General features: G+C 62.3%; 15 protein-coding genes. 5 read left to right on the forward strand and 10 right to left on the reverse strand.

Annotated elements, in window-relative coordinates:
- From R3C13_RS10820 to rplJ, 3 genes are all read right to left on the reverse strand, one after another.
- Positions 1-306, reverse strand: a 306-nt coding sequence (locus R3C13_RS10820; protein ID WP_371310836.1) for a hypothetical protein, incomplete at its 3' end; no start/stop codon positions are given.
- Positions 307-458: 152 nt separating this feature from the next.
- The gene (gene rplL / locus R3C13_RS10825; protein ID WP_371310837.1) at positions 459-839 is read right to left on the reverse strand and encodes a 50S ribosomal protein L7/L12; all 381 of its coding nucleotides are present in this window, start codon (positions 837-839) and stop codon (positions 459-461) included.
- A 60-nt stretch (positions 840-899) separates the two neighbouring features.
- Positions 900-1,415: a 50S ribosomal protein L10 gene (gene rplJ / locus R3C13_RS10830; RefSeq protein WP_371310838.1), complete on the reverse strand. Its 516-nt coding sequence runs from the start codon at positions 1,413-1,415 to the stop codon at positions 900-902.
- A 497-nt stretch (positions 1,416-1,912) separates the two neighbouring features.
- On the opposite strand from rplJ, the gene R3C13_RS10835 reads away from it, so the two are divergent.
- Entirely contained in the window at positions 1,913-2,440 is a 528-nt protein-coding gene (locus tag R3C13_RS10835) for a hypothetical protein (RefSeq protein ID WP_371310839.1), read from the forward strand.
- A 62-nt stretch (positions 2,441-2,502) separates the two neighbouring features.
- The gene (locus R3C13_RS10840) at positions 2,503-4,596 is read left to right on the forward strand and encodes a TonB-dependent receptor (RefSeq protein ID WP_371310840.1); all 2,094 of its coding nucleotides are present in this window, start codon (positions 2,503-2,505) and stop codon (positions 4,594-4,596) included.
- Between the two features lie 170 nt (positions 4,597-4,766).
- Here R3C13_RS10840 and rplA read toward each other — a convergent pair whose 3' ends face one another.
- From rplA to R3C13_RS10870, 6 genes are all read right to left on the reverse strand, one after another.
- Positions 4,767-5,468, reverse strand: coding sequence for a 50S ribosomal protein L1 (rplA, locus tag R3C13_RS10845; RefSeq protein WP_371310841.1), 702 nt, complete (start codon positions 5,466-5,468; stop codon positions 4,767-4,769).
- A gap of 4 nt (positions 5,469-5,472) precedes the next feature.
- Complete coding sequence (gene rplK, locus R3C13_RS10850) at positions 5,473-5,919, reverse strand: 50S ribosomal protein L11 (RefSeq protein WP_371310842.1); 447 nt, start codon at positions 5,917-5,919, stop codon at positions 5,473-5,475.
- A 140-nt stretch (positions 5,920-6,059) separates the two neighbouring features.
- Positions 6,060-8,342 (reverse strand): pentapeptide repeat-containing protein, encoded by a 2,283-nt coding sequence (locus R3C13_RS10855; RefSeq protein ID WP_371310843.1) that lies wholly within the window; start codon positions 8,340-8,342, stop codon positions 6,060-6,062.
- Between the two features lie 134 nt (positions 8,343-8,476).
- Positions 8,477-9,328, reverse strand: a complete 852-nt coding sequence (locus R3C13_RS10860; protein ID WP_371310844.1) for a M48 family metallopeptidase — start codon at positions 9,326-9,328, stop codon at positions 8,477-8,479.
- A gap of 136 nt (positions 9,329-9,464) precedes the next feature.
- Positions 9,465-11,432 (reverse strand): hypothetical protein, encoded by a 1,968-nt coding sequence (locus R3C13_RS10865; protein WP_371310845.1) that lies wholly within the window; start codon positions 11,430-11,432, stop codon positions 9,465-9,467.
- Positions 11,432-12,892, reverse strand: a complete 1,461-nt coding sequence (locus R3C13_RS10870) for an OmpA family protein (RefSeq protein ID WP_371310846.1) — start codon at positions 12,890-12,892, stop codon at positions 11,432-11,434. The genes R3C13_RS10865 and R3C13_RS10870 overlap by 1 nt, the downstream gene beginning before the upstream one ends.
- A 98-nt stretch (positions 12,893-12,990) precedes the next feature.
- On the opposite strand from R3C13_RS10870, the gene R3C13_RS10875 reads away from it, so the two are divergent.
- The 3 genes from R3C13_RS10875 (at position 12,991) to R3C13_RS10885 (ending at position 17,919) form a co-directional block, all read left to right on the forward strand.
- Positions 12,991-13,812, forward strand: a complete 822-nt coding sequence (locus tag R3C13_RS10875; RefSeq protein WP_371310847.1) for a TrmH family RNA methyltransferase — start codon at positions 12,991-12,993, stop codon at positions 13,810-13,812.
- Positions 13,809-14,708 carry a class I SAM-dependent methyltransferase gene (locus R3C13_RS10880; RefSeq protein WP_371310848.1) on the forward strand — a complete coding sequence of 300 codons (900 nt, stop codon included), beginning with the start codon at positions 13,809-13,811 and terminating at the stop codon, positions 14,706-14,708. Before R3C13_RS10875 ends, R3C13_RS10880 begins: the two co-directional genes overlap by 4 nt.
- 244 nt (positions 14,709-14,952) lie before the next feature.
- Positions 14,953-17,919: a TonB-dependent receptor domain-containing protein gene (locus R3C13_RS10885; RefSeq protein ID WP_371310849.1), complete on the forward strand. Its 2,967-nt coding sequence runs from the start codon at positions 14,953-14,955 to the stop codon at positions 17,917-17,919.
- Between the two features lie 177 nt (positions 17,920-18,096).
- On the opposite strand, the gene R3C13_RS10890 is transcribed toward R3C13_RS10885, so the two are convergent.
- Entirely contained in the window at positions 18,097-19,215 is a 1,119-nt protein-coding gene (locus tag R3C13_RS10890; RefSeq protein ID WP_371310850.1) for a DUF3667 domain-containing protein, read from the reverse strand.
- Positions 19,216-19,224: the final 9 nt, after the last annotated feature.

Consider the following 19,224-nt stretch of genomic DNA (forward strand, 5'->3'; position numbering starts at 1 on the left):
GACCTTCAGCGGCGCCTGGAAGGTCAGGTCGCGCTGCATGCATTCTTCGACGTCGAATTTCGGCGCTTCAAACTCGTAGGAAACATATTCGAGCGTTGCCCGCTCGGAGAAGTCGGTGATCGGGAAGACGGATTTGAAAACGCCGCCCAGGCCATCATCCGTGCGCTGCTGCGCCGGCGTGTGCATCTGAAGGAAGTGCTCGTAGGACTCGCGCTGAACCTCGATGAGGTTTGGCATTTCGATGGCTTCGGGAATGCGCCCGAAGGATTTGCGGATACGTTTCTTTTCCGTGAAGGAGAGTGCCATCCCAGGATCCCAATTTTATCGCCGCAGCCACCCTGGCCGCAGGCTTATCGCCAGAACGCGAGTACGCGGCAGCCCCGGAAGGGACCGCCGCGCCGAACTGTACAAGGGTAGCGCCTCGCGCGAACGCCACCCGTTTGAGAAGCAGCCGGAGCTTACTTGAGCTCGACTTTTGCGCCGGCAGCTTCAAACTTCTTCTTGATCTCTTCGGCTTCAGCCTTCGGAGCAGCCTCTTTGATCGGCTTCGGAGCGCCTTCAACGAGGTCCTTGGCTTCTTTGAGGCCGAGCGACGGAACGACTTCGCGGACGAGCTTGATCACTTCGATCTTCTTCGCGCCGGCATCGGTCAGGATGACGTCGAATTCGGTCTTCTCTTCAGCAGCAGCGGCCGGAGCGTCGCCACCGGCGACAGCAGCGACTGCGACCGGAGCAGCAGCGGACACGCCCCACTTCTCTTCGAGAAGCTTTGCGAGTTCTGCAGCTTCCAGAACGGTGAGGGCCGAAAGGTCTTCGACGAGTTTTTCGAGGTTAGCCATTGTGGTAATTCCTGATTGGTTCGGTTGTTTGTTTGGTCTTCAGATTGCGAAATCGGTGGATCAGGCCGCGTCTTTGTTGGCGTAGGCCGAGACCACACGAGCGAGTTGGCCAGCCGGGGCCTGCAGAACGCCAGCGATCTTCGTCGCCGGTGCCTGGATGAGGCCGATAAGCTTGCCACGAAGCTGGTCGAGCGAGGGCAGTTTCGCGAGGGCTTCGACGCCTTTGGCATCGAGCACCACGTCGCCCATCACGCCGCCGATGATTACCAGTTTCGCGTTTTCCTTTGCGAACTGGTCGGTTGCTTTCGCAGCCGCCACCGGGTCCGGCGAGAAGGCGATTGCCACCGGACCCTGGAACAGGGCCTTGGCATCGTCGCCGCCTTTACCCTCGAGCGCGATCTGCGCCAGGGTATTCTTGACCACCTTCAGCTGCGCGCCGTCCTTGCGGAGCATGCCACGCAGCTTCGTCATTTCCGCAACAGACAGACCGGTATAGTGGGTCACGATGACCGCACCGGACTCAGCGAAAACCCCTTTCAGGGATTCGAGAGCCACAGTTTTTCCAGCTTTATCCATAGCGGGTCTCCATTGAGGCGCCCGGACCATCCGGCCGCCCTGGTATTCGCCTTCTGGCCGAAGCCTTCCAGCGCCTGCCCAGGGATTGGCCGCCTGCCCGGTCAGCTAAACGAGGACAAACCCCATTTTTCCGAACCAAAACAACGCCTCACCCCGTCTGCATAGGTGGCCAACAAGCCGTTATCACGTTAAGAAACGTGACCTATGGTCTAGGACAGGAAAACGGGAGGCCCCCGATGCACATCGGTGAACTCCCGTCAAGGGCGCGGTGTTAACGCTTCTTGTGCAGCGCCGCAACCCCCTTGAGTCATAAAAAGTCAAGGGGCGGGCTTAGTCCGCCTCCTGCAGCACCCGGCAAGCGCGGTCGAGACCGCCCGTCACAGGCCTTCAGAAGGGCATAGCGCCGCTCCTCCGCGGACACCGACAGGGCCGGCCGTCATCAGGGCGCGGGCGAGCGTCCTTATCAAACTGACCGTCCTCGACTGCCGAGCATTGTGATGCCGCAGGCCCGCCCTGCCAACCCGCTTTTGACCGTCCGCAGCGAAGGCGCTTTTGTCGCGTTCGCAGCGACCGCGATCCGGATTATCCCGCTTCTGATGGCCAAGGCTGCCTCTCTCCTGAAGCAGGTCCGCTTCTATGCGGTCATGCTGCTCGTCGCTGCGCTCAGCGTGCGCGGCGCGGTCCCGTCCGGCTACATGCTGGACGAGGCACAGGACGGGCGCGGCATCGTCATCCGCATGTGCGGCGCCGGCGGTGGCGCCCACGACGTCTATCTCGACCTGACCCGCGGCAAGATCGGCGAAGTTCCGGACAAGTCCGGCTCGCAGGATGACGGCGACGACGACAGCACCGCCCCCTGCCCCTTCGCCATGAATGCGGCCGTGGACGTAACCGAGCCGCCCGCCTTCCATGCCCCGGCCCTGTTCGGCCCGCCACAGATCGGCGCCCGGATCTATGTGCGCCAGATCGCCAGCGATCCCGTCACCGCCCCCCTGCCCGCCCGCGGGCCCCCAGTCCTCGTCTGACCTGACCTTTCCAGCACTTTCAGACACTGCCCGCGCCCCTGCGGGCTCCAAGGACTTGTATAATGAAAATCCGTCTTCTCTCCGGCGCGGGCCTCGTCGCCCTCGGCGCCTTCGCCCTTCCGGCCGCTGCACAGGATGCCGAGCCCGCCCTGCAGGACGTCATCATCGTCACTGGCACCCGGCCCGTCTCGGCGACTGAATCCGCCGTGAACCCCGAAGCCGCCCCGCTGACCGGTGGCGATGTCACCTATCTCACCGCCCGCACGCCCGGCGGTGCCCGCATCGCGAACGGCGAGCTCTCCGGCCAGATGCAGTATCGCGGCCTCTTCGGCGAGCGGCTGAATTTGCGCGTTGACGGCCAGCGCCTTGCCTCCGGCGGGCCGAACCTGATGGATCCCGCCTTCCATTATGCCCCGGCCCCGCTCGTCGCCTCCGTCGTCATCGACCGCGGCGTCAGCCCGGTGTCCGAAGGCCCGGGCCTCGGCGGCGGTGCAGATGCCGTGTTCAAGCGGATCGACTTCTCGACCTCCGCCACCCCGCAACTCGGTTACGATCTCAGCTTCGGCGCCCGCAGCATCAATGAGAGCTTCTCCGGCGGCGGCGTGGTCGGCGCTTCCACCGACAGCTGGCGCTTCAACCTGATCGGCTCCTGGGAAGAAGGCGACGACACCGAATTCAAGGACGGCACCATCGCCGGCACCTCGTTCGAGCGCGGCGTCTTCGGCGTATCGACCGGCGTCAAGGTCGCGGGCGGCACGCTCAGCCTCGACGTGCGGCGCCAGAACACCGGCCCGTCCGGCAACCCGCCCTTCCCGATGGACATCCGCTATTTCGATACGGACTTCGCCCGCCTCGCGTATGATACCGAAATCGGCGGCGTCGATCTCACGGCAGAGGTGCACTACACCGACGTCGAGCATGCGATGAACAATTACGACATGCGCCCGCCGCCGGCCATGATGAACCTGCGCGAAGCCTTCGCCAGCGCCACCACAAAGGGCGGCAGCCTGAAGGCCGGCTTCGACTCCCTTGGCGGCCATCTTGCGCTCGGCCTCGATGGCGACAGCGTCGACCATCACATGTTCATCGTGAACCCGGAGAATGCGAACTTCTATGTCACGCCCTACCCGCACATCACGCAGGAACGCCTCGGCGCCTTTGCCGAATGGACCGGCGGGCTCGGCCTGTTCGACAGCGAGCTTGGCCTGCGCATCGACCAGCATTCCTATGATGCCGGCGATGCCGTGCTCGGCGCCGCCCTGCCCGCGATGCCGCAGATGCTGGCCGCGCAGTTCAACGCCGCGGACCGTTCGTCGGACGACACCACGGTCGACGCCGTCGCCCGCTTCTGGACTCCGTCCGCAAACGGAGTGTCCTGGCGCCTGACGTTCGCCCACAAACAGCAGATGCCGGGCTATATCCAGCGCTATGGCTGGCTGCCCCTCAATGCCAGCGGCGGCCTCGCCGACGGCAATATCTATGTCGGCGACCTTGACCTGAAGCCCGAAACCGCCTGGATCGCCGAAGCCGGTTTCGACTTCGCCAGCACCAACATGTATGCCCGCCCGACGGTCTACCTCCGTCAGATCGACGATTACATCCAGGGCGCACCCTATGACGCGACGCCCGGCGTGATCGATACGCCGGTCGAAATGGTCGCGAACATGAGCGGCGATCCGACGCCGCTTATCTGGGCCAATGTCGACGCCCGTCTCTACGGCTTCGACATGGATTTCGGCTGCGACTTCGAAGGCCCCCTGCGGATCGACAGTGTCCTGAACTATGTCCGCGGCGAGCGGCGTGACATCGACGACAATCTCTACCGCGTCGCCGCGCCAAGCCTCACCACGGGCCTCACCTGGGATGCGGCCGTCTGGTCTGCCACCTTCGAGGCCCGCGCGGTCGCCGATCAGGACGATGTCTCCGTCACCAACAGCGAGGCCGCCTCGTCCGGCTATGTCGTCCTCAGCCTCTATGGCGACTGGCAGGTGAAGGACGGCGTGCGTGTCTCGGCCGGCGTCGAGAACCTGCTCGACCAGGTCACACGCGATCATCTCTCCGGCTACAACCGCAATGGCTATGGCGATGTCGCCGTCGGCTCGCGCGTGCCGGGCCCCGGCCGCGGCGTGTTCCTGCGCCTCTCCTTCACCGGTTGACAAGCTTCGTCATCCCGGCCGGGCGCATGCGCTGACCTTTCCCGCCGGCCCCGTGTCCCCTACCACGGGCCACCCGGCCGGGATGACGGATAACCCCGCCCCCAAAGCGGCAAACAAAAAGCCCGGCGCCTTGCGGTGCCGGGCTTTCTTTAATCTGTGAGCTGAAAGTCTCAGACTTTCTGGCTGACTTCCGCAGTGTCGATCACGATGCCGGCGCCCATGGTGGACGACAGCGAGATCTTCTTCACGAAGGTGCCTTTCGCGCCGCTCGGGCGGGCTTTCACCAGCGCGTCGAGGAACGCCTTGACGTTCTTCTCGATGTCGCCTTCGGCGAACGAGGCCTTGCCGACGCCGGCATGGATGATGCCGGCCTTTTCGACGCGGAACTCGACCGAGCCGGACTTTGCGTCCTTCACGGCCTGGGCGACGTTCGGGGTCACGGTGCCGACTTTCGGGTTCGGCATCAGGCCGCGCGGGCCCAGCACCTTACCGAGACGGCCGACGAGGCCCATCATGTCCGGCGTCGCGATGACGCGGTCGAAGTCCATGAAGCCGCCATTGATCTTTTCCATCAGGTCTTCGGCGCCGACGATGTCAGCTCCGGCAGCCGTGGCTTCTTCTGCTTTCTTGTCCTTTGCGAACACGGCGACGCGGATGTCCTTGCCGGTGCCGGCCGGCAGGTTGACCACGCCGCGGACCATCTGGTCAGCGTATTTCGGGTCAACGCCGAGGTTCACGGCGATTTCGACGGTCTCGTCGAACTTCGCCTTGGCGTTGGACTTCACGAGTTTCACGGCGTCCGTGATCGTGTAGGCCTTGTTCTTGTCGACAGTCTCCGCGATGGCGCGGGTGCGTTTTCCAGCTTTCGCCATGTCCCTACTCCACCACTTCCAGGCCCATCGCGCGGGCCGAGCCTTCGATGATCTTCGCCGCAGCGTCGATATCGTTGGCGTTGAGGTCTACCATCTTCATTTCCGCGATTTCGCGGATCTGAGCCTTGGTCACCTTGCCGACGGTCTCGTAGCCCGGCTTCTTGGCGCCCGAAGCCGGCTTCTTGCCGAGCTTCAGCTTGGCGGCCTTCTTCAGCAGCACGGTGGCCGGCGGCGTCTTGGTGACGAAAGTGAACGACTTGTCTTGATAATAGTCGATCACGACGGGGGTCGGCAGACCCGGTTCCATGGACTGGGTCTTGGCGTTGAACGCCTTGCAGAATTCCATGATGTTGATGCCGCGCTGGCCCAGCGCCGGGCCGACGGGCGGCGACGGGTTGGCCTGGCCGGCAGGAATCTGGAGCTTGAGCTGCCCCAGCAGTTTCTTGGCCATCTTGTCCTCTCGAACGTTTCAGATGGGGCGGTGGTCTTTCGATCCGCCCGGTTACAATGGAGGTCTGCGGTCCGGCATGGCGTGCCTCCCGCAGAAGCGCGGCGTATGGCTGAATTGAAAGGCCCGGTCAAGCGGGCGCGTCAGCTGATCTGGAACCGCCGCCGAACGGCCAGCGCCAGCAGGAAGGCAAGGACGATCGCAAACAGGGACTGAACCGTCGACACGGCCCTTATCCCGAACCCATAGAGGTCCACCCCGCCTTCCTCGTCGTAGAGCAGACGGAAAGCCAGCGCATTCTTGTCCTTGAAATCGTTTTCGGTCGACAGGGCCGACAGCGGCTTGAACACATTGCCCCAGGAGAGGTCCGCCGCCTGCACGGCACGCGCGAACCAGCCATCGCTCACCGGCTGCGGGTCCACGGCAAAGTCCCACCCCACAAACCCGGCCGCGAACACAGCCATCATCAGGAACAGCGCAATGAACGGGCGCACCATCGAGGCGCCATAATCCGACACCCAGCTGTAGAGATAGGAAAACGTCTTCTCCCCCGGCGGCAACCGCTTCTGCGCCCGCCGCGCCTGCAGCTCGAACCGATAGAGCAATTGCTCCCGCGACTTGTGCGAGGCCTGCTCCATTGCAAGTTTCAGCACGCGGCAGCCTCGCTCAAGTTCCCGAAGCCGGTGTTCCCGCTGCTGTTTGGTATGCCCGGCGATCTCCCTCTTTGAAACTGACTTGCCGGATTTGAAATCCTCACCGTCAACAGTCGAAGCCTCAACCGCCTGATTCAGCTCGGATCGGAAAGTCTTTCGGGCAGCGGCCTCATCCGTCTCGTCGAGCTGGATACCCCGCTCTAGGGTCGCGCCGTCGAACGCCGCGAACGATCGAAAGCCGGCGCCATAAAGGTTCAGCGTACCCCGGAACAGGGCCTGATCGAAAGCGCCATGCCAATGGCGGCAGTCCTGTGGCCATTTGATATTCTTGAAAGATACCAATTTGTCGAAGACAGCGGCCGTGAAGTCCATTGGTCCGCAGAAGGAGAATTCTTTGAACCAGACCAGACCAGCAAACGTGCTTCTTTGAAGCGAGATCCGTCGGTGGCAAACTCCCTCGGAAAAGCTAACCTTGCCACGGAAATTCACGTCCGAAAATATGGTATTTCCCGTGAACTTGGCCCGATTAAAGTGGACATCTTCAGAAAACGTCGTACCGGCAAAATGGCTCTCCCCCGAAATATTCGATTCAGAGAAGCGGGCAGTTCCCGAGAACGTCGCGTGTTGAAAACTAATATCTCCCGCGAAGGTAGCGTACTGAAAATCGGTGTCTCCTGCGAATGTACTGCTATCGAAACGGACTTCGCCTTGGAATTCGGAGCTTCCGAAGTCGGCATCACTTGAGAATCTGACGTATTCAGCGAAGAAGTGCTTGGTGCAGGAAACGCCGCCAAATCTGGCGACTCCTCCGACTTCAGCGCCATTGAAACGAATCCCCGCCGAAAACTTGGCGCGTGAGAAACAGACTTCGCCCAAAAAGGTGACTTTGTTGAAGGAGGCGTATTCCTGAAACCTAGCGCCGCCAAAATCGGCGTCTCCTGACACGGACGCGATGACGAAAGAGGCATATTCCGAGAAGGTTACATTCTCGAAGCCTGCATTTCCCAGGAAGTATGCTCTGTCGAAATCTGCCTTTCCGGCAAAAGTGGATTTGTTGAAGAAAGCGTCCGCGGAGAATGTGGCAGCTGTGAAGCTGGACTCTCCCAAGAATTTCACGTTGTGGAAATTAGACCTTCCGGCAAAGAATGCGTTGTTGAAGGAAACGTCTCCCAGAAAGGAGGAGCGCTCGAACTCGGCGTCCCCAATAAACTTTGCGAAGTCATATCTAACACTGTGTCGGCCCAAATTTCCTTTCGCTCGAAACCAGACGCCACCCTGAAATTGAGCGCGGCCATCCGCTCCGACGGGCTCCCTGAAATCTCGTTCGCCGCCAAACGCCGTTTCGGTCGCAGCGCTTTTTCGTAAGCCGATAAGTTCATCGAGAACCTCAATTGACCAGTCAGCCTTTCCGGTCTCGCTGCCGTCTTCATACGCCAGCGGCAGATGCACCGTGTGATATGTCCGCTTGCCGTCCACCACGACGAATTCGCCTGCCATCGCCGCATCAGGACGCAGGCGCCCGGTCACCGGATCGGCCCGCCAATAATCCTGCACGGTCGCCTTACGCCCCTCCGCACGCGCCGGCACCTCAGGCTCCAGACCACCATAGACGCGCCCTGTATCTGCCACCACGGCGTACTCGCCGTCGTCCCGGCTGACAATTACCCAGCCATGCCAATGCTTACGGGCCAGCCCCTCCCAGCTGAAATCCTCCTCCCGCCACGCCTTCCACCACGCTGCTTCGCGTTCTTCTTTCAATTGCGTGTCTGCCATGGCGCATTCCCTTTGCCGGTTGCAGGCAGCTTAACCGCAGGGTGCGGTGCGTCGAGCGGCAATCGCCGCATGCCGGAAACGAAAAGCCCGGCAGCTTGGGGCTGCCGGGCTTTCAGGCCGGAAGGCCGCGCGGATCAGACGATCGCGTAGCCCTTGGCGTTGATATAGGTGCGCAGTTCGTCGGCGCGGCGGGCCGGGTCGGGGTGGGTCGACATGAATTCCGGCGGGCGCTGGCCCTTGGAATTGGCGTCCATCAGCTCCCACAGGCGGATCGACTGTTTCACGTCATAACCAGCGGTGTGCATGTAATCGACGCCGAGCTTGTCGGCCTCCAGCTCGTGCCGGCGGCTGTAGGGCAGGATCACGCCGAACTGCAGCGCCGCGCCGCCCAGCGCACCGATGGCCGTGCCGTACTTCTTCAGCTCTTCCGACTGGGTGATGGCAATCTGGCCGGCGACGAGGGCCGCCTGCGACACGACCGAGACCGACATCCGCTCCGCCGCGTGGCGGCCGACGACATGGCCCGTTTCATGACCCAGCACGGATGAGAGCTGGTCGTCATTCTCGGTCAGTTCGGTGATGCCGCGATACACGCCCACCCGGTTGCCCGGCATGACGAAGGCGTTGACGTCATCGGTGTCGAACACAGCGACATCCCAGTTCTGGCCGGCCGTGATGTGGCCCTGGTTCTCTGCCCCGTGCAGCGTGCGTTCCCAGACGCTGAGCACGCGGTTCTTCAGGCGCGAGTTCGCCGTCACCGGCGTCTGCGCCTTCATGTCCGTCCATGCGGTGGCCGCCATCGAGGCGATCTGGTCATCCCCGAACAGCAGGAGCTGGCTGGAGCCGGTCGCCGGATTGGTCGTGCAGCTCGACACGAAGGGAAACACCGTGCCCGCCGCCAAGCCGCTGATGATCGCTCGACGCGACATGTTAATGCGCGGGGCGCCTTCAAAAATCGAACTGTCGATGTCGATCCGCTGGGTCATGTGAACCTCTCCTCAATCCCTGCCGCCAAGGTTAATCGCGCGAGGGCAAAATGCAATCGCGTAGCGTCCGTTCTCGCGTTTAGTTTCCCTGCAGGCGCCTGAATGCGGTGTGAATGCCTCAGGCGGGCAGATCGCCTCAGGCGTCTTCGGAATCGCCAACCAGCGCCGCGGCCTGCTGGACCCAGCCTTCGCGCACGATGCGCCCGCTGAAATTCAGGTGATCGTCGATCCAGGCGACATTCTCCGGCGTCCACGCAGCGATCTGGTCATAGTGGAAAATGCCCAGCTCGTTCAGGAGAACCTGGATCTTCGGCCCGATGCCGCCGATCACGGTCAGGTCATCCGGATGGCCTGCGACCGGCTTGTCCATGGCGAGCGGGCGGACCGTATCGACGCCGTCGGCGCGTTCGGACTCGTCATCATCCTCGCCCTCCTCGTCGTCATAGTCTTCATCGTCATCGTCGAGGTCTTCGTCCGCCTCATCCCAGTCGCCGTCCTCGTCCTCGTCCTCGTCACCGTCCTCGTCGTCTTCGTCGGAGGCTTCGTCTTCGTCCTCAAAGGAATCTTCGTCATCGTCGGCGTCTTCGTCGCTCTCGTCGTCGAAGTCCTCGTCTTCCTCGAGGTCTTCGTCGAATTCCCCGTCGTCTTCGGAGGATTTGTCATCATGTTCTTCGTCGAGGTCTTCGTCGTCCTCGTCCCAGTCGCCGTCCGCGTCCTCTTCATCGGACTCGACGTCCTCGTCTGAAGACTCTTCGTCATCGTCGGCGTCTTCGTCGCTCTCGTCGACGAAGTCCTCGTCTTCCTCGACGTCTTCGTCGACTTCCTCGTCGTCTTCGGAGGACTCGTTATCTTCTTCGTCGAGGTCTTCGTCGTCCTCGTCCCAGTCGCCGTCCGCGTCCTCTTCATCGGACTCGTCGTCCTCGGAATCATCCCCCTCATCGACAAGCGCGTCGTCATCCTCCGCTTCGTCGTCAGCCTCGTCGCCGTCATCGGCATCGGCATCGGCATCGGCATCGGCATCGGCATCGTCTTCAGCTTCCGCCTCTTCGTCGATCTCTTCGTCCGCCTCTTCGAAGTCCTCGACCTCCTCGGCCTCGTCCAGATCGATCTCTTCCAGGTCGAGGCCTTCGAGGTCGGGGTCCTCAAGGTCGATGTCCTCGACGGCCTCTTCGACCTCTTCGACGACCTCGTCCACGATGTATTCAGCCGTGTCGCCGGCGTCGATCTCGTCGGCCATGGCGGCGAGACCTTCCTTCATATCGGCAGCCGTGTCGGCGATTTCGAGTTCGTCCAGCATGGCCGCGGCCGCCGAAGGCGGCGCCGCTTCTGCGGCAGCTTCGCCCTTGCCTTCCTCGAAATAGGCAAGCCGCCCTTCCAGGAACCGGTTACGCCAGCGCAGGCGCGCAAGCTCTTCGCTCGCATCTTCTGCCGGCGCCGCAACAGCGGCAACGGCAGCCGCCGCCTCGGTCGCCTTGGCCAGCTCCGCTTCCAGGCCTTCGACGCGCTGCTTCAGGTAATCGGCCTGCCATTTCAGCTTCGCGATGCCCTCCTCGTCCACGGCCGGCAGCGCAGCCGCCGCCGCAACCGGCGCCGCCACGACAGCGGCCTTTTCGGCGAGTTCGGTTTCGAGATGCTTCACCCGCGCTTCCAGGTGACGGTTGCGCCATTCGAGCGACGGCTCGTCCTGCTGGCTTTCAGAAGACGACGACGCGCCCTCTGAGCTTGAACGCGAAGGGGCGCGCACGATTACCGGCACATCCGCCTCGGCCGGAATCGGAACAGCGGCACGCGGCGCGCCGGATTTCAGCGCCGCCAGTTCCGCCTTCGACTTCTCCAGCTCCGCCGTCAGCGTTGCAATCTTGCGGGACGAGGTGTCCGCAACTGCGGCGCCAGCGCCCTGCCCTACGGTGCCACGCTGAGCGGCATACAGACGTTCGACTTCTTCCTTGGTCTGGTCCAGTTCGGTCTTGACGATCTCGCGCTCGACAATGGCGCGGCGCACACGCCCGCCCATCAGGATGCCGCGCAGCGTCCAACCGAGCGTCAGGGCGCAGACAGCGGCTCCCGCCAGTGCCATCCACATATGTGTCACAAGCCAGGCCATCACTCGCTCCGTTTCCGAACTTTGAATTCTATGCGCCGGTTTGCAGCCCGGCCTTCTGCCGTGTCATTAGACTGTGCTGGCTGGTCTGGGCCATAGCCGATTGCAGACAGGCGCGATGCGTCAAAGCCTGCATCGGCCATATAATTCCTGACCGCCGCGGCGCGCGCCTCGCTGAGCGTAATATTTGCAGCGCGGTCGCCCGCCGAGTCCGTGTGGCCGCCGAGTTCGAACACAAGATCCGGGGCACATTGCCGCGACACCGCCATCAGCTTGTCCAGCGTCAGGCCGCTGGCGCGCGAAATCACAGCCGATCCCGTTTCAAACGTCACGGAATTGCTTGTCATCACTGAAGCGAACGCCTGTTCGCACGCAGCCACCGGGTCGCCGCTGAAATCAATGCCGGCAATCTCCGTCACATCCACCGCGACCTCGTCGGTCATGATGTTGACGGGATACTTGCCGCCCAGTTTCGCCATGTCCTGGCGAAGGTATTGCAGGGTCGATCCGCTCGCCTCGCCTTCGATGGCAAAGCCGACATCGCCGGGCTCAGGGTGCAGGCCCATTTCACCGGACGTGAAGCGCGCAAAATGCGGCAGACCCACGCGCACGCCGTCCAGCCAGTCATCAGGCGTGTCGCCCACGGTTTCCATCCGGTCGATCACCGCACCGGCATAATTGGCCTTTGCGATGGAGACGATCTCCGCCCGCTCCGCCTCGGTCCGCACCTTGCCCGACAGGACAAGTCCGTCGGCCTCGTGCGTCGCCGTCCACAGCGACGGCCCCTTGATCAGCGGCTGGCCGCGATAAGGCGGCGCGATGTTCGCAACGATGGCTGACAGGCGCGCCCGTTCGGCCGAATCCATCACCACGGCGCTGACCCGCAGAGTCCGGTCGATCAGGCGCGCTTCGCCGGAATCGGTATCGCTGAGGATTTCGAGGCCCATGCGGGCGACGCCCTGCCAGTTGCCGCCGGGCGCACCGGCGGCCAGCGTCATCTGATTGTCGACCGCGCGGCCTTCGGCCCAGCGTTCGGCATCGCCGAGGATCTGCTCGCGGATACGCCGCGTCGGTGCATAGCCGGCCAGTACCCAGTCGCCGTCCGGCGTGCGGATCGCGCGCCAGTCGAAGGGCGATACCGGCTTGCCGGGCTCGACCGCACTTTCGACGATGGTGACGCCGCCAAACACCACGCCGCCGGGCCCGTTCGAGTGCAGCAGGGTGTCCGCCGCGCTCATCACCGCATCTTCCGAAGGGGCCGCGCCGCCCAGCACGGCGCGCTGGCCGCGCATGGTCACATGCGCCCAGTCATGGCCGTCATCCGCCAGTGCGGCACTCGCGCGCTGCTGAAGCTGTGCCTCAAGGTTTGCCGGTCGTTGCGGGGACTGGTACAGCCCCCACCAACCCGCAACGAGCAAGCCTGCGAACGCGGCGGGCGCGAACAGGTAGTCAAGCACCTTCATGCGGGACCCCGCTTACCTCCTGTAAGGCATTCCCTTTGCCGAGGGATGCCCTATTCAGGAGCGCGTCGCAAGACTGCCCCGCAGACCACCGGACCAAGATGAAACGACTGCCTGAAACCCTGACATCCGCTGCCAACCCCCTGATCAAGCAGCTGAAAGGCCTCGAAAGGAAAAAGGAACGGCAGGCATCCGGCCTGTTCCTGGCTGAAGGGGCCCGCCTCGTCGAACAGGGGCTCGCCAATGGCTGGACACCGCACACGCTGGTCGTCGCCGCTGCGGTGGCGGAGCGCCCGCACATCGCGGCACTGGCCGATCGCGCGGATGCAGCCGGCGCGCGCATCGTGCTGGTGCCGGACCGGCTGATGAGCAAGATCACTCATAAAGACAATGCACAGAGCGTAATTGCGACATTCCAGCAGAAAAAGCGGTACCTGAAGGAGCTGGAAGTCAAAAATGACCACCTCCGCAGTCACTATATTGCCCTCTATGAGGTACGCGATCCGGGCAATCTCGGCACCATCCTGCGCACCGCCGACTGTGCGGGGTGCGGCGGCGTTATCCTCGTCGGGACTTGCTGCGATCCCTACAGTTTCGAAGCGGTGCGCGCCTCCATGGGCTCGGTCTTCGACATGCCGTTCGTTCAGGCAAGCTATAAAGAGTTCGGGGATTGGCGCCGCAGCGCGGGCCTCAACTGCGTTGCCGCTTCCGTCAACGGAAAGGCCCGCCACGACCGCACCGACATGGCGCGGCCGACCGTCATCCTGATGGGCAACGAGCAGGCCGGCCTGCCGGCAGAGGTCGAAGCGGAGTGCGACGATCTTGTGCTGATTCCCATGCGCGGCGGCGCCGACAGTCTAAATCTTGCCCAGGCGACCGCCATTATGGTCTACGAGGCCTGGCGCCAGCGGGATTTCCAATGAGTTCGATGAAGACTGAAACCAAACTCCTGATCGCGGACGATTGGGAGGATTACGCCCTGCTCGATTCCGGTCACCTGCAAAAGCTGGAACGCTTCGGCAGCCAGACCGTGATCCGCCCTGACCCGCAGGCCTTCTGGGACCCGGCGCGGCCGGTGTCGAGCTGGAAGGCTGACGCACGTTTCTCCAGCAGAAACAATGACGAAGAAGGCTCCGGCCAGTGGGAGGTGCTCTCGCCGAAGGCTGTCGATGTGTGGCCCGTGCGCTGGAACGGCCTGACCTTCAATGCCCGTCGCACCGCCTTCCGGCATATGGGCATCTTCCAGGAACATTCGGTCCACTGGCGGTTCGCGCAGGAGAAGATTCGCGCGGCCGGCCGGCCGGTCAGGGTTCTCAACCTGTTCGGGTACACCGGCATCATGTCGCTCGCCTGCGCGGCGGCGGGCGCCGACGTCGTGCATCTCGACGCCAGCCCCAAGTCGAACGGCTATGGCAAGGAAAACCAGACGCTGAGCGGGCTGGACGACCGCACGATCCGCTGGATCGCCGACGATGCGATGAAGTTTGCCGCGCGCGAAATCCGGCGCGGCAATACCTATGACGCGATCATTCTGGATCCGCCGAAATTCGGCCGCGGACCGAAGAACGAGACCTGGCGGTTCGAGGAAAACCTTACAGAAATTCTGAACCATGTCCGCGCGCTGCTGAGTGACGATCCGCTGTTCGTCATCCTCACCGCCTACTCCGTGCGACTCTCGCACCTCGCTTTGTCGCAGACTTTGTCCGACAGGCTCGCGGCGCGCGGCGGAATCATGGAGACCGGCGAAATGGCCCTGCCGCAGTCCGGCACCCCCCGCCTCCTCCCCACCGCCATCTACGCCCGCTGGTCAACAGCTTAAACTCTCCTCGCATCTGCCAAACGGCGTGATTTTGTTCCCACATTACGGATTGTGGGCAAAACATGATGCGCGAATGCCACAATTATGAGTTTTTAGAGACGCAACGGATTCCCATTGATTGACACTTATTAATCTGGAACGCAGCGTGTCTTCACCTGGTCGGTCGTCTGTTCGGGGCGACTGAGATTTGGTGACTTGTCCTTAACTTGAGCTGGCGGGGGCCAGTTTCCTCTGGAGGCAACACGTGACTACATTGAAATCAAAACTCCTTCTAACTTCCATGTTTGCCGGCATTGTCGGCGGCATGTTCGCTGTCCCGGCGATCGCTCAGGAAGATACTCCTGAAACGGTTGCTACGACTTCGGACGCCGATGAAGCAGAAGCCGTACAGGAAAAGGTCTATGTGACCGGTTCGCGTATCGTTCGCGACAGCAACCTGACGTCTTCCATTCCGGTGACCGCACTCGGCCTCGAAGACATCCAGGCTTCCGGTGCGTACAACATCGCTGAAGTGATCCGCGACCTGCCGCAGGCTGGTGTGCCGGGCCTCACCGCATCGACGACCAACTTCTCGGTCTTCTCCGGTGGTCTCGAATCCATCGACCTGCGTAACCTCGGCGACAGCCGCACGCTGGTCCTCATGGACGGCCGCCGCGTCGTTCCGGGTGCTCCGGGCTCGTCGATCGTCGACTTCTCGATGATCCCGCCTGACTTCATCAAGAACATCGAAGTCGTCACCGGTGGTGCGTCTTCGGTCTACGGTTCTGAAGCCATCGCAGGCGTCGTGAACATCATCCTCAAGGACGACTTCGAAGGCGTTGAACTCAACGTCCGCGGCGGTTCGACCTTCGACAAGGGTGGTGAGCAGGGCCGCGTCTCTCTGACGACCGGTGGCCCGATCGCCGAAAAGGGCAGCTTCCTCGCCAACATCACCTATGACGTTCGCGACGGTATCTTCGCCCGCGACACCGACCATCCGGATGACGAGTTCTACCTCGGCGCTCCGTATGGCTTCATCATCAACCCGGCTTACTCTTCCTACTCCGAGTATGGCCGTTTTGACGTTGGCCAGGGCAGCACGTCTGCTTTCAACAACCTCGTTTACGACAACCTGCTCGATCAGGTCGTCGGCTATGACGACGTCCCGGGTGCCTACGGCTACAACCGTAACCCGAACCGCCGTATTCTCATCCCGCAGGAACGCTACTCGGCTGCCCTGAAGGCACAATACGAACTCAACCCGTACGTCAATCTCAGCACGTCGCTGCTGTACGCGCACGTTTCGTCCGATACGGACATCGAGCCGTTCCCGCTGTCGTCTGAGGACATCTACGACCCGACGGGCCTGATTGCTCGCCGCGATCCTAACAACGGCGTTCCGCTGACGAACCCGCTGATTCCAGCGGATATTCTCGCTGCGGCCCTGTCAAACAACATGCAGAGCCTGCCGTTTGCTCGTCGTATGACGGAAATTGCCTACCGGACCGGTCGTTATGACCGTGAAACGCTCGACCTGACGATCGGCGTTGACGGTCCGCTCGGCGACACGGGCTGGACCTATGACGCCTACTTCAACCATGGCCGTTCGTCCTCTGTCCGTATCGGTACGGGTCAGATCAACGTCCTGAACATGCGCTTTGCCCTCGACGCAGTTGACGATGGCAATGGCAACATCATCTGTCGTGACCCGACGGCTCGTGCGTTCGGCTGTGTGCCGATCAACATCTGGGGCAAGGGCGCTGTTTCTCCGGAAGCTGCTGCTTACGTCTCCGCTCCGGGCCTGCGCTCGGCTGAAACCGAGCAGACGGTCATGCAGGCCTCCATCACCGGTAACGCTTTCGAGCTTCCGGCTGGCCCTGTTGGCCTGGCTTTCGGTATGGAATACCGCGAGCTGAGCACGGTTGACCAGGTTGACGCTCTGACCTCTGCAGGTCTGAACGCTGGTAACCGTATCGACCCGACCATCGGTGGCTATGATGTGTACGAAGTCTTCGGCGAGATCCTGGTCCCGCTGATCAAAGACGCCGGCATCATCGACAATGCAGACTTCGAAGCAGCGTACCGCACCGCAGACTACTCGTCTGTCGGCGGCAACGACTCCTGGAAGTACGGCATCACGGCGTCGATGTTCGACGAGCAACTGCGTTTCCGCGCCGTCGGCGCACGCGCAGCCCGCGCTCCCGACATCGGTGACCTGTACTCGGGTAACTCGCAGAGCTTCACCTCTACGACCGACCCGTGTGCCGGTATCACGACGGCAACGACCGGTAACTACCCGGCCGCGTGTCTTGCACTTCCGGGCGTTCAGGCCGCTCTGGCTAACAACCAGGCGTTCTTCTACAACCAGCTGGAAACCCAGAGCCAGTACGTGTTCTTCTCGGGTTCTGAACTGCTGAAGCCGGAAGTCTCCGACTCCTATACGGTCGGTTTCGTGTTCCAGCCGAAGTTCCTGGAAGGCCTCTCGGCGTCTGTTGACTACGTGAACTTCGAAATCGAAGACGCGATCACCAGCCTGAGCACCACCCGCTCTGCACGTCTGTGTATGGAAGGTGGCAACCTCGCCGGTGACCCGACCTGTCAGAACATCATCCGTGATCCGGCCACCAGCAAGATCCTCTACGGCTTCGCCGTTCCGATCAACGCTGCTGTGTTCAAGACGGATGGTATCGACGTTCAGGTGTCGTATGCCAACGACGTGCCGACCTTCGGTAACGCCAATGCTGACTACGGTTCGTACTCTGCACGTATCCTTTACGGCTACACCAACGAGTACGAGTACCAGTCCAGTGCAGACTCGGCTCCGTCCAGCTTCATGGGCTCGGTCGGCTATCCGGACCACAAGGTCAACGTGACCCTGGGTTGGGACAAAGGCCCGCTCTCGCTTGGCTGGCAGATCTACGCTCTCAGCGAAGTTGACTACGGCACGACCCCGGATTGCGACACGGCCTACGCGGCTCTGTACGCTAACTACTATCCGGGCAGCCGCTGCTACCACCTCGAGCCCGATTGGTACATTGAGCACTCGTTCAATGCTTCCTACCGCATCGAGGACTGGGGCATGGAACTGTACGGCAACATCGACAACGTCTTCGACGAGTTCGTGTACCTGCCGTCCGGCCTGCCGGACAGCGACACCGGTCTGTCGACCGCTGGTGGTGTGTTCGACCCGATCGGTCGCCGCTACACCGTCGGTCTGCGCAAGACCTGGTAAGCTGCTGGTCTGAGCAATCAGACAAGACAAAATCAGGCGGGCCCCACCTTCGGGTGGGGCCCGTTTCTTTTGCGCGGCAGGAGTTCAGCTGTGAACGGAAGATGCAATCGCCGCCTCCGGCACGGCAAAATACTTGCTTGTGCAAGGCAGGAGGCGGCGGCCTGGGGGGCAGCCTGCTCAGGTCAGAAGGAAGCTGATGACGACCAGCAGGGTTCCGAGCAAAATCAGGACGCTCAGCGAGCCAAACATCAGGAAACCGACCCGCAGGACAGACATGATCCATCCGCTGCCATACGCCACGCGCAGGAAGCGGACGAGATAGAGGCTCACCGCGCCGAACCCGACAGCCGTCAGCGTGCCGGGCCCGACCGACGTAAACGCACCAGCGAGGATCAGCGCCGTCAGCAGCAGGTACAGGAAGGTCTGGAAATGCAGGGCGCCGATTACATGATCGTACACATACAATCGCCGGTGCCAGGCGAAGGCCATGGTCAGCATCAGGGCGAAGATCGGCATGAACAGAAGGCTGAAGCGCGGCGCCCATTCGCGGAAGCGCGCGCCGAACTTATCCTGGTTTTCGAACACGCGCGCCGCCTTTTCGGCGGCCGCCATAGCCTGCGCTTTTTCCGCCTCGGTCGCATCCGCGCTGGTCGTTTCGTCCACCATCGCCTTCAGCGCATCGCGGTCGACATGACCGTCCGAGGCAACAAGATCTGACAGCGTAACCTGATTGGTTTCGAGCGATTTTAGCTCGGCCTCGAGACGCGTGCGTTCCTCTTCCGGCAGGTCTGCCCCGGCAAGTTTGTCGCGAACAGTCTGAAGTGCCTCTTCCTGCGTCTGTGTCGGCGCCGAAGCATCCGGGCCGGAGAGAAAGGCATTGCCCCGGCCATTGGATGCAAGCTTCCAGTCGGCATACCAGCCCATCTGGTCGCCGATGCCAAACACCGCCAGAAAGAACAGGACAGAGCTCAGCAAGAACAGCCGGAACGGCGGCACATAGCGCGCGCGCTTGCCCTCGATATAGTTTCGCGTGAGCCGCCCCGGCCGGAACAGCAGCAATGGCAGACTGCGCCACAGCCGGCTGTCGAGCGCGAACGTATCGGCAATGCTCGATGCAATCAGGCTGAAAAAGGGCCGGTGAAAATCGGATCCGAGCTGGCCGCATCGCGGACAGTACCGCTCGGAAACGATCGCCCCGCAATTGCCGCAGGGTTTGCCCGGTTCCACCGGATGGTGCTCACCGGAGACCACGGCGCCAATCGACGCCGCGCCGATCACCTCAAGTTCTTCACCCATGCTGCCTCC

The sequence above is a fragment of the Hyphomonas sp. genome (assembly GCF_041398385.1).
GTDB lineage: Bacteria > Pseudomonadota > Alphaproteobacteria > Caulobacterales > Hyphomonadaceae > Hyphomonas.